General features: G+C 61.8%; 22 protein-coding genes. 16 read left to right on the forward strand and 6 right to left on the reverse strand.

What is annotated here, in order from left to right; all coding sequences use genetic code 11:
- Position 1 precedes the first annotated feature (1 nt).
- The 3 genes from Q5Y75_RS19140 to Q5Y75_RS19150 all read left to right on the forward strand — a co-directional run bounded on the left by Q5Y75_RS19140 (position 2) and on the right by Q5Y75_RS19150 (position 4,037).
- Complete coding sequence (locus Q5Y75_RS19140) at positions 2-1,984, forward strand: ATP-binding protein (RefSeq protein WP_306200532.1); 1,983 nt, start codon at positions 2-4, stop codon at positions 1,982-1,984.
- Between the two features lie 15 nt (positions 1,985-1,999).
- A complete protein-coding gene (locus tag Q5Y75_RS19145) occupies positions 2,000-2,788 on the forward strand; it encodes a TIGR03084 family metal-binding protein (protein WP_306200534.1) in 789 nt (262 codons plus the stop codon).
- Positions 2,789-2,879: 91 nt separating this feature from the next.
- A complete protein-coding gene (locus Q5Y75_RS19150) occupies positions 2,880-4,037 on the forward strand; it encodes an acyl-CoA dehydrogenase family protein (protein WP_306200536.1) in 1,158 nt (385 codons plus the stop codon).
- A gap of 109 nt (positions 4,038-4,146) precedes the next feature.
- On the opposite strand, the gene Q5Y75_RS19155 is transcribed toward Q5Y75_RS19150, so the two are convergent.
- From Q5Y75_RS19155 to Q5Y75_RS19165, 3 genes are all read right to left on the reverse strand, one after another.
- Positions 4,147-4,809 (reverse strand): lysozyme inhibitor LprI family protein, encoded by a 663-nt coding sequence (locus tag Q5Y75_RS19155; protein ID WP_306200538.1) that lies wholly within the window; start codon positions 4,807-4,809, stop codon positions 4,147-4,149.
- Positions 4,810-5,019: 210 nt separating this feature from the next.
- The gene (locus tag Q5Y75_RS19160; protein WP_306200540.1) at positions 5,020-5,724 is read right to left on the reverse strand and encodes an SDR family oxidoreductase; all 705 of its coding nucleotides are present in this window, start codon (positions 5,722-5,724) and stop codon (positions 5,020-5,022) included.
- 103 nt (positions 5,725-5,827) lie between these two features.
- Positions 5,828-6,748 (reverse strand): LysR family transcriptional regulator, encoded by a 921-nt coding sequence (locus Q5Y75_RS19165; RefSeq protein WP_306200542.1) that lies wholly within the window; start codon positions 6,746-6,748, stop codon positions 5,828-5,830.
- Between the two features lie 74 nt (positions 6,749-6,822).
- Here Q5Y75_RS19165 and Q5Y75_RS19170 point away from each other — a divergent pair, with 74 nt between their 5' ends.
- The 8 genes from Q5Y75_RS19170 (at position 6,823) to Q5Y75_RS19205 (ending at position 16,504) form a co-directional block, all read left to right on the forward strand.
- Positions 6,823-10,029, forward strand: coding sequence for a reductive dehalogenase (locus Q5Y75_RS19170; protein ID WP_306200613.1), 3,207 nt, complete (start codon positions 6,823-6,825; stop codon positions 10,027-10,029).
- 68 nt (positions 10,030-10,097) lie between these two features.
- Positions 10,098-10,871, forward strand: coding sequence for a hormone-sensitive lipase (locus Q5Y75_RS19175; RefSeq protein WP_306200544.1), 774 nt, complete (start codon positions 10,098-10,100; stop codon positions 10,869-10,871).
- A gap of 130 nt (positions 10,872-11,001) precedes the next feature.
- Positions 11,002-12,144: a patatin-like phospholipase family protein gene (locus Q5Y75_RS19180; RefSeq protein WP_306200546.1), complete on the forward strand. Its 1,143-nt coding sequence runs from the start codon at positions 11,002-11,004 to the stop codon at positions 12,142-12,144.
- A gap of 182 nt (positions 12,145-12,326) precedes the next feature.
- Entirely contained in the window at positions 12,327-13,193 is an 867-nt protein-coding gene (locus Q5Y75_RS19185; protein ID WP_306200548.1) for an FAD binding domain-containing protein, read from the forward strand.
- Positions 13,190-13,669 (forward strand): (2Fe-2S)-binding protein, encoded by a 480-nt coding sequence (locus Q5Y75_RS19190; protein ID WP_306200550.1) that lies wholly within the window; start codon positions 13,190-13,192, stop codon positions 13,667-13,669. Before Q5Y75_RS19185 ends, Q5Y75_RS19190 begins: the two co-directional genes overlap by 4 nt.
- Positions 13,669-15,930, forward strand: coding sequence for a xanthine dehydrogenase family protein molybdopterin-binding subunit (locus Q5Y75_RS19195; RefSeq protein ID WP_306200552.1), 2,262 nt, complete (start codon positions 13,669-13,671; stop codon positions 15,928-15,930). The genes Q5Y75_RS19190 and Q5Y75_RS19195 overlap by 1 nt, the downstream gene beginning before the upstream one ends.
- Positions 15,920-16,168 (forward strand): MoaD/ThiS family protein, encoded by a 249-nt coding sequence (locus tag Q5Y75_RS19200; protein ID WP_306200554.1) that lies wholly within the window; start codon positions 15,920-15,922, stop codon positions 16,166-16,168. The genes Q5Y75_RS19195 and Q5Y75_RS19200 overlap by 11 nt, the downstream gene beginning before the upstream one ends.
- A 93-nt stretch (positions 16,169-16,261) precedes the next feature.
- Positions 16,262-16,504, forward strand: coding sequence for a hypothetical protein (locus tag Q5Y75_RS19205; RefSeq protein WP_306200556.1), 243 nt, complete (start codon positions 16,262-16,264; stop codon positions 16,502-16,504).
- A gap of 22 nt (positions 16,505-16,526) precedes the next feature.
- Here the strand turns inward: Q5Y75_RS19205 and Q5Y75_RS19210 are convergent, their stop codons facing one another.
- Positions 16,527-17,897 carry an amino acid permease gene (locus Q5Y75_RS19210; RefSeq protein ID WP_306200558.1) on the reverse strand — a complete coding sequence of 457 codons (1,371 nt, stop codon included), beginning with the start codon at positions 17,895-17,897 and terminating at the stop codon, positions 16,527-16,529.
- Positions 17,898-18,235: 338 nt separating this feature from the next.
- Here Q5Y75_RS19210 and Q5Y75_RS19215 point away from each other — a divergent pair, with 338 nt between their 5' ends.
- Positions 18,236-19,180 carry a YHYH protein gene (locus Q5Y75_RS19215; RefSeq protein WP_306200560.1) on the forward strand — a complete coding sequence of 315 codons (945 nt, stop codon included), beginning with the start codon at positions 18,236-18,238 and terminating at the stop codon, positions 19,178-19,180.
- A 142-nt stretch (positions 19,181-19,322) separates the two neighbouring features.
- Positions 19,323-20,198 carry a DMT family transporter gene (locus Q5Y75_RS19220; RefSeq protein WP_371933291.1) on the forward strand — a complete coding sequence of 292 codons (876 nt, stop codon included), beginning with the start codon at positions 19,323-19,325 and terminating at the stop codon, positions 20,196-20,198.
- On the opposite strand, the gene Q5Y75_RS19225 is transcribed toward Q5Y75_RS19220, so the two are convergent.
- Positions 20,177-20,983: a putative rhamnosyl transferase gene (locus Q5Y75_RS19225; protein WP_306200563.1), complete on the reverse strand. Its 807-nt coding sequence runs from the start codon at positions 20,981-20,983 to the stop codon at positions 20,177-20,179. The two genes, Q5Y75_RS19220 and Q5Y75_RS19225, sit on opposite strands and share 22 nt — an antisense overlap.
- 135 nt (positions 20,984-21,118) lie before the next feature.
- Positions 21,119-21,934: a putative rhamnosyl transferase gene (locus Q5Y75_RS19230; protein WP_306200564.1), complete on the reverse strand. Its 816-nt coding sequence runs from the start codon at positions 21,932-21,934 to the stop codon at positions 21,119-21,121.
- 387 nt (positions 21,935-22,321) lie between these two features.
- Here Q5Y75_RS19230 and rpsL point away from each other — a divergent pair, with 387 nt between their 5' ends.
- From rpsL to fusA, 3 genes are read left to right on the forward strand one after another with little or no spacing between them, the layout of a single operon-like run.
- Positions 22,322-22,693 (forward strand): 30S ribosomal protein S12, encoded by a 372-nt coding sequence (rpsL, locus tag Q5Y75_RS19235; RefSeq protein WP_005621086.1) that lies wholly within the window; start codon positions 22,322-22,324, stop codon positions 22,691-22,693.
- A gap of 15 nt (positions 22,694-22,708) precedes the next feature.
- Positions 22,709-23,179 (forward strand): 30S ribosomal protein S7, encoded by a 471-nt coding sequence (rpsG, locus tag Q5Y75_RS19240; protein WP_306200596.1) that lies wholly within the window; start codon positions 22,709-22,711, stop codon positions 23,177-23,179.
- A 19-nt stretch (positions 23,180-23,198) separates the two neighbouring features.
- On the forward strand, positions 23,199-25,316 hold the full coding sequence (gene fusA, locus Q5Y75_RS19245) for an elongation factor G (RefSeq protein WP_306200598.1): 2,118 nt from the start codon (positions 23,199-23,201) through the stop codon (positions 25,314-25,316).
- The last annotated feature ends 59 nt before the right edge of the window (positions 25,317-25,375 follow it).

A 25,375-nucleotide genomic window follows, 5' to 3' on the forward strand; every position in this document is an offset into this window, starting at 1 on the left:
GATGCGGTTCGATACGCTTCTGATCGCCAACCGGGGTGAGATCGCCCTGCGCATCATACGCACCGCGCGTGCGATGGGGCTGAACACCATCGCCGTCTATACCGATGCCGACCACGCCGCGCCGCATGTGGCGGCGGCGGATCGGGCCATGCGGATCGGTGCGGGGCCTGCAGGCGACAGCTATCTTAGCGCGGAACGCCTGCTGGCGGCGGCGCAAGACAGCGGCGCGCAGGCGATCCACCCCGGCTATGGCTTCCTGTCGGAAAATGCAGAATTTGCCGAGGCAGTGGCACAGGCCGGTTTGATCCTGATCGGCCCCTCGCCCGAGGCGATGCGCGTCATGGGCGACAAAGCCGCCGCCCGCGCTGCGATGATCGCAAGCGGCGTGCCCTGCCTGCCCGGATATGAGGGCGCGGATCAGAGCGACGACGCACTGGTGCAGGCCGCCGAGAGGATCGGCTACCCGGTCATGGTCAAGGCGGCGGCAGGCGGCGGCGGGCGCGGCATGCGGCTGGTCGACGCGCCCGAGGCTTTGGTTTCGGCGCTGACACTGGCGCGCTCCGAGGCCGAGGGTGCCTTTGGATCTGGGGCGCTGATCCTTGAGCGGGCGCTGACCAGTGCAAGACATGTGGAATTCCAGATCATTGCGGACACGCAAGGCACTGTTCTGCATCTGGGCGAGCGCGATTGTTCGGTGCAGCGCCGCCACCAGAAGATCATCGAAGAGGCTCCATGCCCCGTCCTGAGTGACGACCAGCGCGCGCGCATGGGTGCGGCGGCGGTCGCGGCGGCGAAATCCGTCCACTATACCGGGGCCGGGACGGTGGAGTTCCTGCTGGGCGAGGACGGCGCGTTCTACTTTCTGGAAATGAACACCCGCCTGCAGGTCGAGCACCCGGTGACCGAATGCGTGACCGGGCTGGACCTTGTGGAACTACAGATCGCGGTTGCGCAAGGCGCGCCCCTGCCATTGACCCAAGCGGATGTGCAGATCACCGGCCATGCCATCGAGGCGCGGCTTTATGCGGAAGACCCCGCCAACGGCTTCCTGCCTGCAACCGGCCCGGTTCATCTCTGGCACCCGGCCGAGGCGGAGGGTCTGCGTATCGACGCCGGGATCACCCAAGGCCAACAGATCAGCGCCTTTTATGACCCGATGCTGGCCAAGATCATCGCCCATGGCCCCGACCGCGACACCGCGCTACGCCGGTTGCGGCGGGCCGTGGCAGAGAGCGTTCTGCTGGGCTGCGACACCAACGCGGCCTTTCTGGCGGAGGTTCTGGCGCAACCCGCGTTCATGGCGGGGCAGGCGACGACCGACCTGTTGGCGCAGGCCTACCCCGATGGCTTCTCTGCCCCGTTACCCCGCGCGCAGGAGGCTGCAATTGCCGCGGCTCTTTTGATGCAGGACCGCCGCGACCGGATGGCAGTGCGGGCAGGGGGCATGGATGCCGACCTGTTTGGCTGGTCTGGTGCCCCGCTTGCACCGAGGCTGCTGCGCTTGCGCTGCGCAGGGCAGGTGCTGGAGATGAAGGTCAGGGCCAAAGGCGCCGGATGGCAGATCACACAAGAAGACGTAACAACGCAGCTCCACCTGTCGCGGCGGGGTGCGCAGGTTTCGGTCGATATGGATGGTGAGAGGCGCAGTGTGCTGGCTCATCTGGATGAGAGCCGGGTCTATCTTGCCACGCAATCGGGGCAATTAGTGTTTGACGAGGTCACACCCTCGGCCCGGGCGATGGATGAGACCGGTGGCCAGGTTGTTGCCCCGATGCCGGGCGTGGTGCTGAGCATCGATTGCGCGCAAGGCGATCACGTTGCAGCGGGTGATACGCTGGCTGTGATGGAAGCGATGAAGATGCAGCACCGGATCGCCGCGCCGATCTCGGGACGGATCGCGCGGGTCCTTGTCTCGGTCGGGCAGCAACTGGATGCGGGCATGGAACTCGTCGAGATTGAGGCCGATGGCGGACAGGCTGGATAAGGCAAGGGGCAGGCAATGCAACAAACCATAGATTTCGTCGCGGAAAGTGAGGCGCTTGATGTCGTCCTGGATGGTCTGGCGAGCGAAGACTGGGACACCGTCACCCAGTTCAAGGGCTGGACCATCAATGATGTGCTGGTGCATCTGCATTTCTGGAACGGCATGGTCGATGTTGCCCTGCGCGACCCCGACGGGTTCACGCGCGAAGTCGGCGACATGACAGCTGCGATCAGCGCCGGCGGCTTTCGGGAAACGGAAAACGCGCGCGTTATCGAACGCGGCCCGGCCCTGCGCGAGGTCTGGCGCGCGCGCTATCTTGAGATCGGCGAGGGCTGGGCCGCGCTTGATCCCAAGGCGCGGGTGCAATGGGTGGGACCGGACATGTCCGTGCGCTCGGCGATGACAGCTCGGCAGATGGAAACCTGGGCCCATGGGCAGGAAGTGTTTGATATCCTCGGCCAACAGCGACGGGAGCAGGATCGTGTAAGCAACATCGTCATGCTCGGGGTGAACACCTTTGGCTGGTCCTTCCAGGTCCATGGGCGGGAGGTGCCACCAGCCCTGCCGCAACTGCATCTGACCGCGCCTTCGGGTGAGGCGTGGCGTTTTGGCGAGGATGCGGAAAACACGATCACGGGCGCGGCGGTCGAGTTTGCCCAGGTTGTCGCACAGACCCGCAACATCGCGGATACCGCTCTCGCCGTCGCTGGTCCGGTGGCGGCAGAGTGGATGGCGATCGCCCAGTGTTTTGCGGGCGGCCCCGAAACGCCGCCCGCGCCGGGGCAGAGACATCGGCAGGTCTGAAAAAACGTTGCGTAGCGTTGGTCTGCGCCGTCTGGAAATTCTGTTGCTGCCCGTTAGGCTTCGTTTCAAGCCGCGATAAGGAGTTTGCCGCATGAGCCTGTTCACAGACACTTCAAGTTGGAAGATGGATGAGCACCAGATGTTTTCGGACATGGTGGGGCGGTTCCTGGACGATGAACTGGTGCCCAATACCGACGCCTGGGCGGCCAATGGCGTGGTCGATCGCGCGTTCTGGAACAAGGCTGGCGCGGCCGGGATCATGGGCGGTGCGGTTGCCGAGGAATATGGCGGCTCGGGCGGCGGTCTGGGGTTTGACTCGGTGGTTCTTTATGAACAGGCCTCCCGTGGTGATGCGGGCTGGGGCTATGGCATCCAGTCAATCGTGATTCATTACATCACCGCCTATGGCAGCGAGGACCAGAAACAGCGCTGGCTTCCCAAACTGATCTCGGGCGAAATGGTCGGTGCGCTGGCCATGACCGAGCCGGGCACAGGCTCGGACGTGCAGGCGGTGCGGACCACGGCCGAGAAAGACGGCAACTCCTACCGTCTGAACGGGTCCAAGATCTTCATCACCAATGGCCAGAGCGCGGATCTGATCATTGTCACCGCAAAGACGGACAAGAACCTGGGCGCCAAGGGTGTTTCGCTGATTGCGATGGAGACCGAGGGCGCCGAAGGGTTCCGCCGGGGCCAGCCGCTCAAGAAGCTGGGCATGAAGGCCAATGATACCGCCGAACTGTTCTTTGAAGACGTCAAAGTGCCGATGACCAACCTGCTCGGCTCTGAAGAGGGGCAGGGGTTCTACCAGTTGATGAAGCAATTGCCGTGGGAGCGTCTGACCATCGGGATCATGGCGCTGGGCGCGATCGATTTCGCCATCGCCGAGACCGTGAAATACGTGCAGGAGCGCAAGGCGTTCGGGCAGCGGGTGATGGATTTCCAGAACACCCGTTTCAAACTGGCCGAATGCAAGACCAAAGCCGAGTTGCTGCGCAGCTTCGTCAATGATTGTGTGGCCAAGGCCGACAAGGGCGAGCTGGACGCGGCCACCGCCTCGATGGTGAAATACTGGGGCAGCGAGACCCAGAATGAGGTGGTGCATGAATGCCTGCAGCTTTTTGGCGGCTATGGCTTCATGATGGAATACCCCATCGCGCGCCTTTATGCCGACAGCCGGGTGCAGATGATCTATGGCGGCACCAACGAGGTGATGAAGGAATTGATTGCCCGTTCCATCGATCAATAATCAACGGGCCCGTCCGGGCATTTGCTCGCAGACCATGATCTTGCGTCGCGGTTCGGGCAGGGGTCTGGTGCCTTCGTGGGTTTCGGTATCGACCGGTGCCCGAGGCGCGCTAGCGGCGGACGAAAAAGGTGCCAAGGAAGTCGGGAGCCCGCGCGCCGCATTGGGTTTGCTTGAGCTTTTGGTTCACTGCGTCATCAGGAACATAAAGGCCGGTTCCCAACCTGTTCAACGTGACGATCACGGCACCACCCGAGGACGCCGTCAGGGTCGTGCCATCGGCGCGACCTTCGCCGGACACGGGGCCGCAGGTGTAATTTGCGCCGTCTCCCTCGAACTCCACCTTGAGGTTTTCGTCTGACACGTTGGTCACATGGAGTTCCATTTCTCCGAACGGGCCGTCATAGATGCCCGACCAACCAGGCGGAATGTCGTAGCTTTCCGTAAGGTGACGCAAGCGGTCCAGATAAGCCGAGGCAATGCATTCTGTGTCACCTCCACAGCGATTCCGGTGCTTGATCCAGAGCCTCTGATCATCCCTGAGCGTTTCGAATGCCTTCGTTTGCAGGCCCGGCAAAATCGCTTTGTAGCTGCGCGCCATCTCGTCATCCAGGGTTCCCAGATCGGAATTGGTGCAGATCGCCGTCTCTGTTTGGGTGCTTGCCTTTGCGCAATCGAAAGACTGCGCATTGGCCGGGCTTGTGCCCACCACGGCGATTGTAGCAGCGATAGCCACCCAAGGTGTGGCGATCGGCGCATTCACTGCGCGCAGCATCTGTGCCCTCACATTGACAGACAAAGACCTGCGAAGCATGCGCGTGTGTTTTTTCATTGTCTGACCTGCTCTATCATCCACCTGCCCTGTCCTAACAGGCAAGCTTCGCGAGGGCGAGTGTCTGAGGGATCAGACCAGCTTTAAGCGGAACGGAACATGCTCGGTTACGCGGGAAATACATCCCTGCCATCAGACCAGCGATCGCGCAGATTACACTGACCGGGTGATGCCGCCATCCACTCGAATGTTCTGCCCAGTAATATAGCCACCGCCCTGGGAGGCGAGAAAAGCCACGACCGAGGCGATCTCTTCATAGCTGTTACCATAGCGGCCCATCGGGATGCGGGAGCGGAATTCTTCCTTTTCCGGGAGGCTGTCGATAAAGCCCGGCAGAACGTTGTTCATACGGATGTTGTCGGCGGCGTAGCGGTCGGCATAAAGCTTGGTGAAAGCCGCCAGTCCGGCCCGGAACACGCCCGAGGTCGGAAAGACCGGATCAGGCTCGAAGGCGGCGAAGGTCGAGATGTTGATGATCGATCCGCCGCCCTGCGCCTGCATGATCGGGGTGACCAGACGCGAGGGGCGCACGGCATTGAGGAAATAGACCTCCATCCCCAGATGCCAATCCTCGTCGCTCAGTTCCAGCACCTCATTGCGAGGGCCATGACCTGCGGAGTTGATCATCACATCGACGCGGCCCCAATGGGCCATTGCCGCATCCACCAGCTTTTGCAGATCCTCGTTGGACTGGTTGGAGCCGGTCACGCCGACGCCCCCCAACTCCCGCGCCAGCGCCTCGCCTTTGCCCGAGGACGACAGAATGCCAACCTTATATCCATCTGCCGCCAGCCGTCGTGCTGCATCGGCCCCCATGCCGCTGCCCCCTGCCGAGATCAGAGCCACTTTATCTGCCATCTCATCATCTCCTGCTGATGTGTTTAGGACAAGATGGCGGTCTGTGCCGGTTTTCGCCAATCAGTTTCCCGATCTCGTGACTGTAGAAAATCTATCGGGAAGCCTATGGCTCGACACCTGAACGATCCGCCAGAGGGCGCGCGACCGCTTCGATCCGATCCCGCAGCCAGCGATGCGCCGGATCAGCCTGCGAGCGCTCATGCCAGACCATGTAGATCGAGACCGGCGGGCAGTCGAAGGGCAGGGGCGCGCAGTCAAGGCTGGCCAGCGGTCCCAGCCTCATCAGCGCGGTATCGGTCGAGATCAACCGGCTGCCGCGCAGAAAAGGCGGGATCGCGTTGAAATGGGGCAGGGTCACGACCGGTGGGCGCATCTGGCCCTGATCGACACCGCGCAGCGCGACCTGCGCGCTGCGCCCATCCGCAAACCGGACCGCGACATGATCGGAACTGCAGTATTCGTCCCATGTCAGGGGCGGGTCGCGCATTGTGGCGTCGTAATAAATCCGCATCGGGCTGGTCAGCAGGTGTTTCTGATAGAGGTCACGCGTGTCCGGCGGCAGCGGAGTCAGCATCAGCTGGCAGCGATTGCTGCGCAGCAGATCGGCATCCGGAACCCCCGAGGGCACGAAATCCAGCCGCAGACCGATCCCCTGCGTAAGGCTGTCCCGCAGCAGCGCCGGAAAGATCAGATCGCGCGGCATGTCATTGGTCGCAATAGCGAATTGCATCCCCTCGCGTTGCGGATCGAAGGGGCGTGCATCGGTCAGCGCCTTCATGCGGTCGAGCACGTTTTGCACCGGCTCTTTCAGGGTCAGCGCCCGCTCGGTCGGGATCAGACCCTGCCCGGAGCGGACAAAAAGCGGATCGCCCAGCACCCTGCGCAGCTTGCCCAGCGTATGGCTCATGGCCGATTGCGTGACACCCATCCGGTCGGCAGCTTTGGAGACAGAGCTTTCTTCCAGAATGGTCAGAAAGCAGCGCAGCACCTTGCCGTCGAGATCAGTAAAATCGAAATCATTCATGCCGGTTATTAATAGGCATGAATAGATTTGCTGTCGATGACGGGGTAAACCTGTCTGACCAACAGGAGGATCAGATGGGGTTCCGGGTATTTTCGGATCGCAAGCGCCCGGTTCATATGGGGCCATATCCGCTTGAGCGGCTGGCGCGCCAGACCGGGGTGGTGCGCTACGGCGACGTGCCCGCGATGGCCCCGCTCAGCTTCGCTCGGCCAGAGCAGCCCGAAAGCATCGTCAACGCGATGGGCGAGTTTCAAGCAATGATGGATGCGATCCGCGAGGGGCACGCGAACCCGGTGCGCTCGGATATTCCCGAAAACCCGCTTGAGCGCGCCAACCACCTGAAAGCCTTCGGCTATTTCAACGATGCCTCGATGATGGGGATCGGCCCGCTGGACCCCGAAGCATTGCTGTCCGCGCCGCGCCGCAACCCCGAGATCGACCGGCTCGCCCATGCGCTGAAAACCCGCCAGACCAAGACGCTGGCCTCGGGCATCGACATGATCATGGCGGATCTGAAAGAGGCGATGGCGGCGCAACCCAGCTCGATCAACGGGCATAGCCTCGCCATCGTGTTTCTCTACGAACACCACCGCGATCCAGAACCGGACGAGCCGGGCAGTGACTGGATCCTGGATGCGCAGGATCACCGGGCCTGTCTGCGGGCCAGCGAGAACGCGGTGGTGATCGCGCAATATATCCGCCTGCTGGGGTTCTCGGCGCGGGCCCATAGCGTGACCTCAAGCGATGTCGATCTGAACAGGCTGGCGGTCGCGGCGGGGCTGGCCTCGGTCGAGGGTGGGGTGTTGAACGCGCCGTGGCTGGGGCCGCGCTTTGGTCTGGCGGCGGTGACCACGGATATGTCTCTGGCTCATGATATGCCCTTGGCCCCAGAGCAGCCCTGGCTCAAGGTCAACGGACCGGCCTGGTGGCTGGGCGCGGGCTTTGCCAAATCCGCGCTGAACCGCGACCCATACGCAAAGCGACGCTATATGGATGGCGCGCATCCTTTCGAAGACCTGAAGCGGGTCGACACGCCCACCACCTACATTGACGAGGCCAATGTGGCGAAGGTGCCCAAGCGCACCGACATGTTCGCGCGCGCGCTGTTTGGTGACATGGGCAAGGCTCTGCAGGATGGCGCCAAGGGTGGCAAATACGTGATGAAATCTGCGCCAAGCTCTGCCCAGCGGCGGGCGCTGGGTGCGTTTGTCCTGTTGCAGGATGGCGAGAGCGCAAGTGTGGCAAAACCCACCGATGGTGCCCGCAATGCCGCCAATCTCAAGGCCGCGACCTATTTCCTGGGCGTGGATGCGGTTGGTCTGTCGCGCTGCCCGGACTGGGCGTGGTATTCGCATGACGCCACGGGCGAAGAGATCAGGCCGCCCCATGATCAGGCGATCAGCATGATCATCGATCAGGGCTATGAGACGATGGACGGCGCCAGCGGCGATGACTGGATAAGCGTTGCCCAATCCATGCGCGCCTATCTGCGGTTTTCGCTGCTCGGTGGCGTGATCGCCCAACAGATCCGCAACCTCGGCTACAAGGCCCGTGCCCATACGGTGATGGATGGCGAGGTGCTGCAGCCGCCGCTCCTTCTGCTCAGTGGGCTGGGCGAGGTCAGCCGGATCGGCGAGGTGATCCTGAACCCCTATCTGGGGCCGCGTCTGAAATCGGGCGCGGTGACCACCGACATGCCGATGAGTCATGACAAGCCGATCGATTTCGGGCTGCAGAGCTTTTGCGAAAGCTGCAACAAATGCGCGCGCGAATGCCCCTCGGGTGCGATCACTGCCGGGCCGAAGCGGATGTTCAACGGCTATGAAATCTGGAAATCGGACAGCCAGAAATGCGCCACCTACCGGATCACCACGCCCGGCGGCGCGATGTGCGGACGCTGTATGAAGACCTGCCCCTGGAACCTCGAAGGTCTCTTTTCCGAACGGCCCTTCCGTTGGGCCGCGATGAACATCCCCGCTGCCGCGCCCATGCTGGCAAAGCTGGATGATGCCGTGGGCAATGGCGGGTTGAACGAGACCAAGAAATGGTGGTGGGATGTCGAGCGGGCCGCGGATGGCGCCTTTCGCCCGTCTGAACATCCGCTGAACCGACGCGGGCTGCAGAAAGATCTGGACCTGAAATACGAGGATCAGACATTGGCGGTCTACCCCGCACCGCTGGCCCCGCATCCCTGGCCCTATCCCTTCCCGATGGATCGCGAGGCCGGGATCGCCGCTTATGAGGCGCTGGTGAGCGCTGAAGAATACAAAACGCGGCTGTCGGATTGCGACACCTCCGTCATTCATCGCTACAGCATAGACGGTGATGCGCCGGTCATGCGGGTGGCCTTGTCCAAGGTGGACGCGATGACCGACGATGTCACCAAGTACGAGTTCACTACGGTGGATGGAACGCCCCTGCCGAACTGGACCGCCGGGGCGCATCTGGACGTGCTGGTTGCACCGGAATACCTGCGGCAATACTCGATGTCGGGTGATCCTGCGGACCAGAGCAAATACCAGATCGGCGTGCTGCGCGAAGACGAAGGGCGCGGCGGCTCGGCCCTGCTGCACCGGATATTTGACGAAGGGCGCAAGGTCTTCATCTCAAAACCGATCAACCATTTCGAACTGGATGAAACCGCCAGCAGGACCTTTCTGATGGGCGGCGGCATCGGCATCACGCCGATGATCGCCTTTGCCCACCGCCTGCATGCGCTGGGCGCCGAGTTCGAGCTGCATTATTCCGCCAGCACGCGGGCCTCTGCGGGATATCTGGACGACCTGGCCGCAGCCCCTTGGGCCGATCACGTGCACCTGCATATCTCGGATGAGGGGACGCGCGCGGATCTGGATGCGATTCTGTCGGGGTATCATCCCGGCTGGCATGTCTATACCTGCGGCCCGGATCGCTACATGGAGGCGGTGATGCAGGCCGCCGAGGCGCAGGGCTTCCCGGAGGAGGCGCGGCATCTGGAGTATTTTTCGGTCCCCGAGCAGCCAGACTATGAGAACCACGAATTCACCGTGAAACTGACCCGCTCGGGCCGCAACATCCTTGTGCCAAAAGACAAGGATGCGGCGCAGGTTCTGGTCGAACACGGCATTCATGTGGATGTGAAATGTTCCGACGGCATCTGCGGGGTGTGCAAATGCGGGCTGGTCTCGGGCGCGGTTGAGCATCGCGATTTTGTGCTGTCGGCCAAACAGCGCGACGGGGCGATCATCCTGTGCCAGTCGCGCGCAGCCGAGCCGGGCGGCGTGGTCGAGATCGATCTCTGAGTGTGGTTCGTTCACGCTTGGACCTGCGTCGTCATCGCTCTAGGGTTCCGCCAAACAAGGGGATACGCATGATCGACTGGGACGACGCCTTTGACAATTCCAGCTACGTGCCGGGGTCGGACACATTACCGGCGCGCTGGGCCGCCGAGGCCGCCGCGTTCCGCGACCAGACCGGAGAGCTCGACATCCCCTATGGCGACGCCCCCCGCAATCGCATGGACCTGTTTCGCCCAGATGGGGCCTGCAAGGGGCTGGTTGTCTTCATCCATGGGGGATACTGGCACAAGCTCGACAAAAGCTACTGGTCGCATCTGGCCCGTGGCCCGCTGTCGCAAGGCTGGGCGATGGCGATCCCAAGCTACACGCTGGCGCCCGAGGCACGCCTGACCGTCATCGCGCAGGAAATAACTGAGGCCGTCAACGCCGCAGCAGGGCAGGTTGCGGGGCCGGTGCGGCTGATCGGTCATTCGGCGGGCGGCCATCTGGTCTCCCGTCTGGCCTGCGCCGATAGCGCGGTCACCACACGGCTGGACCGGGTGCTGTCGGTCAGCGGCATTCACGATCTGCGCCCTCTGCTGCACACACAGATGAACGCGGTGCTGGGTCTGGATGCGGCAGAGGCAGAGGCCGAGAGCCCGGCCCTACACAAGCCGCGCCAGGGCGTGCAGGCGCATTTCTGGGTGGGCGCGCTTGAGCGGCCAGAACTGATCCGCCAGACCCGATTGATCGCCGAGGCCTGGCAAGCCCCGAACAGCTATGAACCAGAGCAGGACCATTTCTCGGTGATCGAAGGGCTGGGCCGCCCGCAGGCCCCTCTGTTGCGGGTCCTGCTGGAGGGCTGACAACAAGGGTTGTGCTGTGCAAATGCCCAAACGGCCCACGCTTAGGAAAAAAACGTGACGTTTCGCCAATTGCGACTTGGCAGGCAGTGCCGAATTCGCGCAATTAGGGGTTGTTCACGCTGGAGGGTACATGCGCCGTCTGATTCAGATTTCGGGAATCGCAACACTGTGTTTGTTCGCGGTGATCGCGCTCTATGGGCTGAGCGCGTTCCTCTATAACCGCCATCTGGTCGAATACGAGATCGAGGTTGCAGGCTGGCCAGAGGCCGAGGCGTTCAGCGAACCGACTGTCTGGCAGACCGATCACCCAAAACGCGCACGCATTCTGGCGCTGGAGGGCGGCGCGATGTTCGGCCTTGCCGAGCTGGAGGTTCTAAAGGCGCTCGAAGAGAAATCCGGCAAACGCATCTACGAAATGTTCGATTTCGTGGCGGGAGCCTCGACCGGCGCCATTATCAGCACGCTGTTGTTCTATCCCGATCCAAAAACCGGCGAACCGATGACGGCTGCAGAGGCAATCGACGCCTATTCGCGCTTTGGCGCCGATGTGCTGGAAACTCCACTCCATCACAAGATCCTGACCGGAGGCGGGCTGTTTGGCCCGCTAATCCGCAACCAAGGTCGGATCGCGGTGGCAAACGAGTTGCTTGGCGACGGGCAGTTTAACGATCTGCTGCGCCCGGCCATGTTTCCGGCCTTTTCACAGCAGAGCAACGGGCTGACGATCTTTCGCAATTGGGATGACGTTGAGGGCAATATGTATCTGCGCTCGCTCGTGACCGGAGTGACCAGCGCGCCGATCTATTTTCCCGCGATCGTCTTTTCCGGTGCCCATGCGGACGGGCATTTCATCAGCGATCCGGCGATGATCCTGAATGCGCCGGGTGAAGTCGCTTATCTACATGCCCGCACCCACTTGCCCGAGGCCGAGGAATTTGTGGTTGTTGCCCTCGGCACTGTCAGAAACGACTCGATCTCGGGCGAGATTGCCGAGCAGGGCGGGTTGATCCAGTGGTTCAAGCCGATGCTGCGCATGGTGTTCCGGGGCGAAGCAAGCGTCAGCGCCCATGCGCTGGAGCGCCATTCGGGCTTTGAGTCGACGATTGATTTGCAGGCCTTCCTGCTGAAGCCCGAGGAACCCGCCGACGTGAACGAGTTCGATCCGAAGTCCGAAAACATCGCGCTCATCCGCAAGACCGGACAGCAGTTCGTGGCTGACAATCAGACGGTCCTCAACAAGATCGTCGGGATATTGACCGCCCCGACGGGCTGAAAGGTCGGGTCGGTCGATCAAGGCCGCGCGTCGGATTTTAGCGCCCGACCCGATAGTGCCAAACAAATCCGCCTTGATGGTGTGATTTTCCGGTGTTCTGATGATGGACGAGGGCGGGTTGCTGCACTAACGTCCCGGCAAAAGCCCAGCGACTCTCATTTCAGGACATGCGAGGTAGATAGATGGATTATCACAGCCCTGCCAGTTTCACCGAAGCCTCGGCGCTGGCCGCCGCGACAACGGGTGTGACCCGTTTTCTCGCGGGCGGGACCGATGTTCTGGTGCAATTGCGGTCCGAGATGGTGACGCCCGATCTGCTGATCGACATCAAGAAGATCGACGGCGTCAGCGACATCACCCGCACAGGTGATGGCGGCTGGACCCTCGGGGTCGCTGTCACCGGTGCCGAGATGAGCGAACATGGCGAACTGGGCCGCGAATGGCCCGGCATCGTTGAGGCGATGGATCTCATCGGCTCGACCCAGATCCAAGGACGTGCCACGCTGACCGGCAACCTTTGCAACGGCTCACCAGCGGCGGATTCTGTTCCGGCGATGATTGCCGCGGGCGTGACCGTCACCGTGACCGGCCCTGACGCCGAGCGCATCGTGCCGGTCGAGGATATTCCGACCGGACCCGGCAAGACCTCGCTGGCCAGGGGCGAGGTGATTTCGGCGGTGAATATTCCGCCGCGCGGCCAGAATGGTGGAGATGCGTATCTGCGTTTCATCCCGCGCACCGAGATGGATATCGCGGTGGTTGGCTGTGGCGTCAGCCTGCGGCTGGATGGAGATAATGTGACCGAGGCGCGGGTGTCGCTGGGCGCTGTGGCGCCCACCGTGCTGCTGGTCGAGGACTGCGCAAGCGCGATCATCGGCACCGCGCTGGATGACGCGGCGCTTGACGCGCTGGCAGCTGCGGCCTCGGCAGCCTGCAACCCGATTGATGACAAGCGTGGCACCATCGCGTTCCGTACCGAAGTGGCCGGGGTTCTGGCCAGGCGCGCCGCAAAAATCGCCTATGCCCGTGCGAAGGGAGAACAAGCATGAGCAAACTGCACGTATCCACCACCGTGAACGGGGACAGCGTTGAATTCCTCTGTGATCCGCGCGAGACGCTGCTGGATTGCCTGCGCGACAAGCTGAACCTGACCGGCGCCAAGGAAGGCTGCGGCACCGGCGATTGCGGGGCCTGTTCCGTCACCGTCGATGGCCGCCTGGTCTGTTCCTGCCTGATGCTGGGGGTCGAGGCGGACGGCAAAGACATCGCCACGGTCGAAGGCATGGCCGATGGCGAAGAGCTGCATCCGCTGCAGCAGAAATTCATCGAATATGCTGCGCTGCAATGCGGGATTTGCACGCCGGGTGTTCTGGTAGCCGCCAAGGCGCTGCTGGAAAAGAACCCCAACCCGACCGAGGAAGAGGCCCGCTACTGGCTGGCGGGCAATCTCTGCCGCTGCACCGGGTATGACAAGATCATTCGCGCCGTGATGGACACGGCGGCGGACATGCGGGAGGCTTCGTAATGGCACTCGACGACCAGAAATCTGTCTTCAAATTTGTGGGCACGCGCCCCGACCGCCCCGACGGGCTGGACAAGGTCACGGGCCGCGCGAAATTCGGCGCGGATGCCTATGCCGCTGGGATGCTGCATGGCGCGATCCTGCGCTCGCCCCACGCCCATGCCCGGATCGTGAAGATCGACGCCTCGAAGGCCGAGGCGCATCCGGATGTCAAAGCCGTGGTCACCCGCGCCGATTTCTCCGACAAGGTGGAGTTCAAGCCAGGCCTCGCGGGCGAGTTCTGGAACGTGCTGGAAAACGTCATGGCGGGAGAAAAGGCGCTTTATGACGGACATGCGGTGGCGGCAGTGGCCGCAACCTCGGCGCTGGCGGCGCGCGATGCGCTGAAGCTGATCGAGGTCGAGTATGAGGTGCTGCCCCATGTCACCGATGTGGACAAGGCGATGGTCGCCGATGCGCCGGTGATCCGCGAAGGCGCTTCCGATTATTCGGTGCCCGAAGGGCTGCACCCTAACGTGGTGCGCTATCACGAAAGCGGGCATGGTGACGTCGAGGCCGGGTTTGGCGAGGCCGATCTGGTGATCGAGGACAGCTTCACCACCGAGGCCACCCATCAGGGCTATATCGAGCCGCATGCCTGCCTGGCGTCCCTGGGCGGCGATGGCAAGGGCGAGCTGTGGTGCACCACGCAGGGCCACTGGATCGCGCAAAAGACCTGCGCCGCGCTGCTGGGGATCGAAACCGCGCAGCTGCGCGTGACGGCTTCTGAGATCGGCGGCGGGTTCGGAGGCAAGACCACCGTCTTTATCGAGCCGGTTGCGCTGGCGCTCAGTCGCAAGGCCAACCGTCCGGTCAAGATCGTGATGAGCCGGTCCGAAGTGTTTCGCGCCACCGGGCCAACCTCTTCGGCATCGATGGATATCAAGATTGGCATGAAGAAGGACGGCACGATTACGGCCGCCGAGGGGATCTTCCGCCTGCAGGGCGGAGCCTTTCCCGGCGCGCCCGGTGACATGACTGCCATGTGCGCCTTCGCGCCCTATGACCTGACCAATGTGCGGCAGGTTGGCTATGACGTGATGGCCAACCGCCCGAAACAGGCGGCCTACCGCGCGCCGGGCGCACCGATGGGGGCGTTTGCCGTGGAATCCGTGCTGGATGAGCTGTGCAATCAGCTAGGCCTGGACCCGCTGGATGTGCGTCTGAAAAACGCCGCCCATGATGGCTCCAAGGCCAGCTATGGCCCAACCTATGATCAGATCGGTCTGGTCAAAACGCTGGAAGAGGCCAAGGCCCATCCGCATTATTCGGCCCCGCTGAAGCCGGGGCAGGGGCGCGGGATTTCCTGCGGCTTCTGGTTCAACCATGGCGGCGAAACTTCTGTCTCGCTGGCGCTGTCCGGGGATGGCTCGGCGCAGCTCATGGTCGGTACACCGGATATCGGTGGCTCGCGTGCCTCAATGGCGCTGATGGCGGCCGAGGTGCTGGGCATACCTTACGAAAACATCCGCGTGACCGTCGCCGACACCGCGACGCTGGGCTACAACGATGTGAGCCATGGCAGCCGGGTGACCTATGCCAGCGGGCTGGCCACGATCAAGGCCGCCAAACACGCGGTCGAAAAGCTCTGTGAACGGGCGGCGACCAAATGGGGCATTCCGGTGGATGCCGTGAAATGGGAAGACGGTTGTGCGGTGCCCTCGGGGCCCAATGCGGGCGATTTCGATCCGCTGCCACTGGCCGATATCACCGCCAATATGGGTGCGACCGGCGGGCCGATCTCGGGCCATTTCGAAGCGACGCCCGAAGGGGCGGGCGTGTCCTTTGGCACCCATATCGTCGATGCCGAGGTCGACCCGGAAACCGGCAAGACCGCGATCACACGCTACACGGTCATTCAGGATGCGGGCAAGGCGATCCATCCCGCCTATGTGGAAGGCCAGTATCAGGGCGGCGCTGCGCAGGGCATCGGCTGGGCGCTGAATGAGGAATATATCTATGGCGAGGATGGGCGGTTGCAGAACTCGATCTTCCTCGATTACCGCATTCCCGTCGCCTCTGACCTGCCGATGATCGACACGGTGATTGTCGAGGTGCCCAATCCCGGCCACCCGTTCGGCGTGCGCGGTGTAGGCGAGACCGGCATCGTCCCGCCACTGGCCGCCATCGCCAACGCTGTGTCCAACGCCGCTGGTGTGCGGATGCGCGATCTGCCGATGTCACCGCCGCGTATTCTGGCGGCGCTCAAGTCCGGTGACGGTTAAGGTCCATCTCTGGTCGGGGCTGCGCGCCCTGACCGGCGAGCAGGCGGTGGTGGAGGTTGAGGCCGCCACCATCGGTGACATGCTGCGCGAATTGGTGCGCCTGCACCCCGCGCTGCAGGCACCCATTGATGCAGGCGTGTCGGTATCGGTGGATGGACGGATCATGGCCAGCGACCTGACCGCGCCCGTGGCTGCGGAGAATGAAATCTACCTCATGCAGCGGCTGCGCGGCGGTTAATAGACACGCACGATACTCCTCTTTCCAATCAAACCCTTGCAGCGTCATCGCACGGTGATAGGCTTCAGTTATGAAGCCAGTTGGAGATATGGGATGAGCCGCTTTGTGATCGTGGCTGGGCTTTTGGCCCTGGTCGGTTGTTCGGATCTGTCGGATGCGCAGACCGGGAAGGTGCAATCCTTTGACGGCAACAGTGTCGTGATCCGCGGACCCGGTATCGCCGGGCAGAGTAGCCGCCCGCCTGCGGCGATGGCGGTGATGGCCCGCGACTTGTGCGAAGGCGCGCGGTTTATTTCGGTGGAACCGGGCGGACTCTACACCTTCAGTTGCAGATGACGGCGTGCTGGGCTCTACAGCATCATAGCTCAGGGTCAGCATGCTGCAGCCGGATCGCCACATAGACCGGCAACCCGGCCAGCATCAAAAGAAACGCCCACATCACCGGCTCGGACCCGGCGCCAAAGATGGTGAACATCGAAAAACCGAAGGCGATGATGGCGATTGGCAGATAGGTCATCGGCTGCAGAAAGCCGATCCGCCGGCCCAATGACAGCAGAATCATGCCCTCAACCACGCAGCAGAACACATAAGGCGCCATCTCGGTCACGATGGCCAACTGGATGATGAACTCATAGGCTGCAAGCAGGGTCTTGGAACCGGTGGATTGCAGCAGCAGGACCAGAATCGACAGTGACATCGAGATCATGATGCCCTTGGCCGGAACGCCATTGGCGCTGAGCTCGGCAAAGGCGCGCGGCAGCAGCCCGTGGCGCGCCGCAGCCAGAGGCACCTGCGCCATCACCAGCGTCCAGCCATTGAGAGCCGCAAGCGAAGACAGGATTGCGGCGGCGGCGACCACATAGCCCGCCCAGTTGCCCCACATCACCTCGGCGGCATCGGCAAAGGGGGCGTTTGAGTTTTCCAGCGCGGTGCGCGACATCACCCCCATTACCGACACGGTGCCGAAGGTATAAAGCGCGGCGGCCAGCAGGACGCCGGCGATGGTTGCGATGGCGATGGTGCGGCGCGGGTCGCGAACCTCTCCGGCCGGGACGGTTGCGGTTTCGAGTCCGGTGAAGGCGTACATGATAAAAGGTGTCGTGGCGGCAAAGGCCAGAAAGAAGGACATCGGCGTCGGGTTGATCGGGGTAAAGTGGCTCCAATCCACCCAGAAGAGGCCGATGAACGCCACCGCCAGAAACGGGATCAGCTTGATGCTGACGATGATCAGCTGGACCAGCCCGACCTCTTTCGTGCCCTTCAGGTTCAGCAGCCCGACTGCCAGTATCATCGCCAGTGCCACAGCGGAATTGGCATAGGCTTTGCCGTGCAGCGCGGGAATGAAGAAATGCAGGTAATCGGTCGCGCCCAGGGCGATGGCGGGCAGCGAGATCCAGATCGAGATCCAATAAAGCCAGGCCACCAGAAACCCGGCGAAATCCCCAAAGCCCAGCCGCACATAGGCATAAGGCCCACCGGTCTCGGGCGCGATGCGGCTGAGTCGGGCAAAAACCAACCCCAGACTCAGCGCCCCGATCGAGACCACGGCCCAGGCGATCAGCGCCACCGCCCCATAGGGAGCCAGCGCAGCGGGGGCCAGAAAGAACCCCGATCCCACGATATTGCCGACCACCAGCGCGGTACAGGTCCAGACTCCGTAATAGCCGGGTGATCCGGCACGTTCGGCAGCGCGCGGCTGGTCGGGATCGGATGGGGTGCTGTCGGTCACAAAAGCCCCTTGAGAGTGTGCAGGGTCATCGAAGCGCGCGGCTCTGATTCCAGCCGGAGGCGAGGGTCGAGATATCCAACATCCCGCAACTCTCGCACTTATCGAGCCGCGCGGAAAGCCCCGATGCCGCGCGGCAGGCGCAGATTGGGGGTTTGACCGAGTATGGCGTGGCATCGCTGATTTCAGATATGACCCGTTGTCAGCGCTTTCCATTCTTGCCACGATGGAGATCTGCGGCGGGCAGCGAACTGCCCCTTCTTGCAGACCAACGAGATATTGAATTCCAGTCAATCGCTGTTCTGGCGTGACTCTGTTTCCAACCGAAAGGATGTCATGTGATGAGGCTTCCCCCCCGCATTCCACTTGGCTTAGCGCTGTGTCTTGCCGTCGCGGCCCCGGCCACAGCAATTGCGCACGACACGGATATCACCAACGCCATCCTGACCAACCGATCCGGCGATTGCGCGGACTATGCTGGCAGCTACGTGGCAGAGGTCGAGGATATCTCGCGCCAGATCAAATACACCGCCCAACTGGGCATCGTGGCGGAGGGCGACGCCTGCATCCTGACGTCAAACGGCATCCCCAACCACGATTTCAATGGCCCGACCGCCAATTTCGCCAATAACGTCAAGGAACTGCCGGGCACGTTTCGCATTCCACGGAACCCCAAACCTTCGGGATCACCCACGAAGCTGTCGCAGCGTTCCTATGATGGGGTGATGCTGAACGGCACGCCGGTGGATTTGTTGTCGGCAGGGTGCTGGCGACCGAACGGCCCGCGCGCCGATGCGCAGGGCAATGTGCTGGCCGGGTGCCGCGACACCGATCCCTGGTTGATTGATCCGCCCGCCTATGACGACCATTTCGGGGTGGATCAGCACAATGCCCATGCCCAGCCGGACGGGCGGTATCACTACCACGCTAATCCCAACGCCCTGTTTCTGGATCACGATCAGGTAGAGCCGTCTCCGGTCATCGGCTTCGCCGCTGACGGGTTTCCCATCTTCGGCACTTTTTTTCGCGATGAGACCGGAGCTGTTCGCCCCGCGCGCACGGGCTATACGCTCAAGACCGCGCCACGCCCCGCGCCGCCCAACGGGCCGGGCGGGATGCCGGACGGAACCTATCTAGAGGATTATGAGTTCACCGGCGGCGGCGATCTGGATCAGTGCAACGGCATGAGTGTGGACGGGCAATATGGCTATTATGTCACCACCGCCTACCCTTGGGTGCTGAATTGCCTGATGGCCCCTGCGGACCCGTCTTTCGGAAAACGCTAGTCAGCCCGCAAGCCTCAGCCTGAACGGCAGCCGTTTCTTGACGCGCCTTCGCAATCATCCTAGCGAGGGTCGACATGCGGCGGGCACAACAATGACATATCCGAAATCTGCGCCGGAGCATGCGCAGTCCGACCGGGCGATGTTGTCCCCCAATCTGCGCGGCGCGTTGCTGATGTGTGGCAGCATGGCCGGGTTCACCTTCAATGATGCGGTGATCAAGTATCTGGGCACCGCGCTACCCCTGTTTCAGATCGTTGCACTGCGCGGTGTGCTGACCTGCTTTTTCCTCTATCTGCTGGCGCGGCGGCTGGGCATGTTTCACCTGCGCTTCCCAGCACATGATCGGGTGCTGGTGCTGATCCGTTGCCTCAGCGAGGTGGCGGTCACTTATTTCTTCCTCAATGCGCTGCTTCACATGCCTCTGGCCAATGTGACGGCAGTGCTTCAGGCGCTACCGCTTACGGTGACGCTGGGGGCGGCGCTGTTCTTTCGCGAGGCTGTGGGCTGGCGGCGGATGCTGGCCATCGGCGTGGGGTTCTGCGGTATGCTTCTGATCGTGCGTCCGGGGGCAGAGGGGTTCACGTCGCATAGTTATTTCGCCCTGTTGGCGGTGGCGCTGATAACAGTGCGCGATCTCGTCACCCGCCGGATGTCCGCGCAGGTGCCGTCCTTGATGGTGTCTTTTGCCACCGCCGTGACGGTGACGCTGGCCGCAGGTTTTGCCTCGCTGAGTGAGCCCCGGGTGCCGGTGACCTTGCCGCTGGCCGGGCTGATCCTTGCGGCTTCGGGCTTCATTCTGCTTGGCTATCTCTGCAGCGTACTGGTGATGCGGGTGGGTGAGGTGAGCTTCGTGGCGCCTTTCCGCTATTCGGGACTGATCTGGGCCCTTGTTTTGGGCTGGATCGTGTTTGGCGACTGGCCTGATCCGGTGACCATGCTGGGTGGCGCGCTGGTGGTGGCGACGGGGCTTTTCACGCTGTTCCGGGAGCGGTCCGCTCAGGCTTCGCGAAAGACCTGACGCACGCGATCACTGTCGATTGCAAATCTCATGGAGAATTCCACTTCCTGTTCGGGGGTCAGGGGCGTGACCGCTACCGGTTTTACCGGCTTCTGACGGGAATCGTTGTACCCATTATGTGTGCGCACCCACATCGGTTGATCTGTATAGCTGACTGTCGGCATGACGCGATCAATCTTCGAATGGGCGTAATGCATGATCGTCTTTTTGCAATTGCCCGCAACATACATCCCAAGCGAAGCCACATAGAGCCGCCTGTACATGTCGGTGGCCGAGACGCCCTGTGGACCAAGCTCGGCGACAAAACCGCGATTGTAATCGAAGGCGACCGTCAGATTGTCCCGCACCAGCCCGTCACATTCCTCGACCGCGGCTCTGAGGCGCTCGACAAAGTCGATCGAGACCGCGTCATCATCGTCATAGCGGAATTGCAGGCAGGGTTGCGACGGGTCCTTGCGCGCCGCGTTCAGGATGCTCTGCATGGTCGCACGTTGCCTGCCCGGCGGGCGCGAGACGATCTGGACCTGCGGCATGCCGATTGTCAGATCGTGCAGCCTGTCCCGATGGCGCTTTGGCAGGCTGTCTCCGATCACGACGATCAGGTCGAAATCCTGGTCGCTTTGATGGCGCAGGCAGGGGAGGGTAAGGGTTTCAAAGATGCGAAATCGCTCTTCCAGACGGTCTGGCGCGCAAAGGTAATCGATCCGCTCCTCCAGCGTGTCATGGTGCACTTGGAATCCGCCTATTGCGGGATAGGAGAAACGGCAAAGACCGATAGCTTGCATCGCGATCCCGTGGGATGAGGTGGCATGTCGGGACTATTATGATTGTGCACATGGCGCGCCACAAGAATGGGATTTGACCGGATACGAGATTGCCCGCCCTGGCTGGCCGGACCGTTTGCCGTGCTTCGGGAGTGCTCATTCTAGGGGGCGTGAAAAGACCTGTTTGCCCCTTGCGTTATTGATGTTGAAGCGGTTCTTGAAATACCTCTCCTGCACGCGGGTCAGCGGCGTGTAGTCAAATGGCTTGCCCCCGCGTTTCATCCGCGAGTCATTGAAATCATGATGTGCGCGCAGCATCATGTCCTCATGCGGGAAGGTGACGGTGGGCATGTCGGTCCAGAGTTTGCCGCGCGTGTAATCCATGATTGTATCCTTTAGCCCCAGCTGCACGATGATACCCAGCGCAATGGCGCTATAGGCGTAGCTATATGCGCAGACCTGCAACCCCTCGGGGCCGGCGCGAAACACGTAGCCGCGATTGAAATCCACCGCGATGGCGCGATGTTTGGACCAGAGCGCGCGGGTATCCTCCGCCGTTTCGCGAAATCGGGCGATGAAATCGCGGCCCATCGCATCATCGTCATCGAGGCGAAACTGCAATGAGGGCTGTTCCGGCGCGCCGTAGTTGTCGCGCATGGCACGGATCATGACCCGGCGGTGGCGCATCGGAGGATAGGCCCGGATCAGCACCTGCGGCACATGCCGTGTCAGGTTTTGCAGCCGGTCAAGATAGGGGGCAGGGAAATCCTGCCCGATAACCACCAGCAATCGGAAGTCCGGGTCGGTCTGCCCGGCAACCGAAGGCAGAGTGATCGCTTCGAAATGACGAAAGCGGGTTACAAGGCGTTCCTGCTGGTAGAGAAATGCGCGTCGATCATCGAGTGTGTCATGGGTCATTTTGAACCCTCCCTCGCCGAGATAGCTGAATCGGCACAGACCCAGGATATCCAATTCAAAGAGCCTTTCGCGTGGCTGAGCTGAGCCGGGACTATGCGGGGCGCGGGGGAACTGTGTAAGTTGCCCGCTGCGATACCCTCTTCAGGTGCCCGAAACCGGCCTTGCCGGCGCGCCGGGGGAGTGCTGTTGACACCATCGGCGACTCCGCCTATACGCCCGCTATCTCGGCAATGGGGGTCGCCCCACCGCCGACTTCATAGATGAAGTGGTCAAGGCCCGGACAATTTTGCAGTTCGCGCCCTCTGATACCCAACCGCGACGTTCACCTCGGAATGGGAACGCTCGCGGATTTTGCGCTTGTGGACGCATAAGTGCAGCGAATTTAACCGCACGCGACGCGCGTGCATGTCACATGTGTTGCGAAACGGGGAAAGAACCGGAATGCCAACGATCCAACAGCTGATCCGCAAGCCGCGGCAGCCGAAAGTAAAACGCTCGAAATCCATGCACCTGGAACAGTGCCCGCAGAAGCGCGGCGTCTGCACCCGGGTCTATACCACCACACCGAAGAAGCCGAACTCGGCGATGCGGAAGGTTGCCAAGGTGCGCCTGACCAACGGGTTCGAGGTCATCTCGTATATCCCCGGTGAAAGCCACAACCTGCAGGAACACTCGGTTGTTCTGATCCGTGGCGGTCGTGTAAAAGACCTTCCCGGCGTGCGTTACCACATCCTGCGCGGTGTTCTGGATACTCAGGGCGTCAAAGACCGTAAGCAGCGTCGTTCGAAATACGGCGCGAAGCGTCCCAAGTAAGAAGGAGAGGCTGATATGTCACGTCGTCACGCCGCCGAGAAGCGCGAAATCCTGCCCGACGCCAAATTTGGCGACAAGGTGCTGAGCAAATTCATGAACAACCTGATGATCGACGGCAAGAAGTCGGTCGCAGAGCGTATCGTCTACAACGCGCTGGACCGGGTCGAAACCAAGATCAAACGCGCCCCCGTCGAAGTGTTCCACGAAGCGCTCGACAACATCAAACCCAGCGTCGAGGTCCGCTCGCGCCGTGTGGGTGGTGCCACCTATCAGGTTCCCGTCGAAGTGCGCCCCGAGCGCCGCGAAGCGCTGGCCATCCGCTGGCTGATCTCGGCCTCGCGCAACCGCAACGAAAACACGATGGAAGAACGCCTCGCCGGTGAGCTGCTGGACGCAGTTCAGTCGCGCGGTACCGCCGTGAAAAAGCGCGAAGACACCCACAAGATGGCCGAGGCGAACAAAGCCTTCAGCCATTATCGCTGGTAATCCAGAGGATCTGAGACCTATGGCACGCGAATATACACTGAACCATTACCGCAACTTCGGTATCATGGCGCATATCGATGCAGGTAAAACCACCTGTTCCGAGCGTATCCTGTATTACACAGGCAAATCCCACAACATCGGTGAGGTGCACGATGGCGCAGCCACCATGGACTGGATGGAGCAGGAGCAGGAACGCGGCATCACCATCACCTCGGCTGCGACCACCACCTTCTGGGAGCGCACCGAGGACGGTAAGACCGCCGACAGCCCCAAGCACCGCCTGAACATCATCGACACCCCCGGCCACGTGGACTTCACCATCGAAGTTGAACGTTCGCTGGCGGTTCTCGACGGTGCTGTCTGTGTTCTCGACGCCAATGCCGGTGTTGAGCCGCAGACCGAAACCGTGTGGCGTCAGGCTGACCGCTACAAGGTTCCGCGTATGGTCTTCGTCAACAAAATGGACAAGATCGGCGCCGACTTCTTCAATTGTGTTGAGATGATCGAAGACCGCACCGGCGCGCGCGCCGTTCCGGTTGGTATCCCGATCGGTGCCGAAACCGAGCTGGAAGGTCTGATCGACCTAGTCACCATGGAAGAATGGCTGTGGCAGGGCGAAGATCTGGGTGCGTCCTGGGTCAAGGCTCCGATCCGTGACAGCCTGAAAGACATGGCCGAGGAATGGCGCGGCAAGATGATCGAAGCGGCCGTCGAAATGGACGACGACGCGATGATGGAATACCTGGAAGGCAACGAACCCGACGTGCCGACCCTGCGCGCGCTGCTGCGCAAGGGCACGCTGGAAATCGCCTTCGTTCCGGTTCTGGGTGGCTCTGCCTTCAAGAACAAAGGTGTTCAGCCGCTCTTGAACGCGGTGATCGACTATCTGCCCAGCCCGCTGGACGTTGTCGATTACATGGGCTTCAAACCCGGTGACGAAACCGAAGAGCGTAACATCGCCCGCCGCGCGGATGATGACATGGCGTTCTCGGGTCTGGCGTTCAAAATCATGAACGACCCCTTTGTTGGCTCGCTGACCTTCACTCGCATCTACTCGGGCACCCTGGCCAAGGGCGATACGCTCATGAACTCGACCAAGGGCAAGAAAGAGCGCATCGGTCGTATGATGATGATGCACTCCAATGACCGCGAAGAGATCACCGAAGCGTTTGCAGGCGACATCATCGCGCTGGCCGGTCTGAAAGACACCACCACAGGTGACACGCTCTGTGCGGTCAACGACCCGGTGGTTCTTGAAACTATGACCTTCCCCGATCCGGTGATCGAGATTGCGGTTGAGCCGAAAACCAAGGCCGACCAGGAGAAGATGTCCCAAGGTCTGGGCCGTCTGGCCGCCGAAGACCCGTCCTTCCGCGTGGAGACTGACCTCGAAAGCGGTCAGACCATCATGAAGGGCATGGGCGAACTTCACCTGGACATCCTGGTGGATCGCCTCAAGCGTGAATTCAAGGTCGAGGCCAATATCGGTGCGCCGCAGGTGGCTTACCGTGAGACCATCGGTCACGAGGTCGAGCATACCTACACCCACAAGAAACAGTCGGGTGGGTCTGGTCAGTTCGCCGAGGTGAAGATGATCATCTCGCCGACAGAGCCGGGCGAAGGTTACTCGTTCGAGAGCCGCATTGTTGGAGGCGCCGTGCCCAAGGAATACATCCCGGGCGTTGAAAAAGGCATCAACTCGGTCATGGATAGCGGCCCGCTGGCTGGCTTCCCGGTGATCGACTTCAAGGTGGCCCTGATCGACGGTAAGTTCCACGACGTGGACTCCAGCGTGCTGGCCTTCGAAATCGCGGCCCGTATGTGCATGCGTGAAGGTATGCGCAAAGCTGGTGCGAAACTGCTGGAACCGATCATGAAGGTCGAAGTGATCACCCCGGAAGAATATACCGGCGGTATCATCGGCGACCTGACCTCGCGTCGGGGCCAGGTGTCCGGTCAGGAAAACCGCGGCAACGCAATCGCAATCGACGCGTTTGTGCCGCTGGCCAACATGTTCGGCTACATCAACACCCTGCGTTCGATGTCGTCGGGCCGCGCCCAGTTCACCATGCAGTTCGACCATTACGACCCGGTGCCGCAGAACATCAGCGACGAGATCCAGTCGAAATACGCATAAGAGAAGTTTTGAGGGAGCCCACAGGCAGGGCTCCCTTCATTCCCGAAAAAGGAGGCCAT

It is taken from the genome of Ruegeria discodermiae (genome assembly GCF_030758345.1).
GTDB lineage: Bacteria > Pseudomonadota > Alphaproteobacteria > Rhodobacterales > Rhodobacteraceae > Ruegeria_C.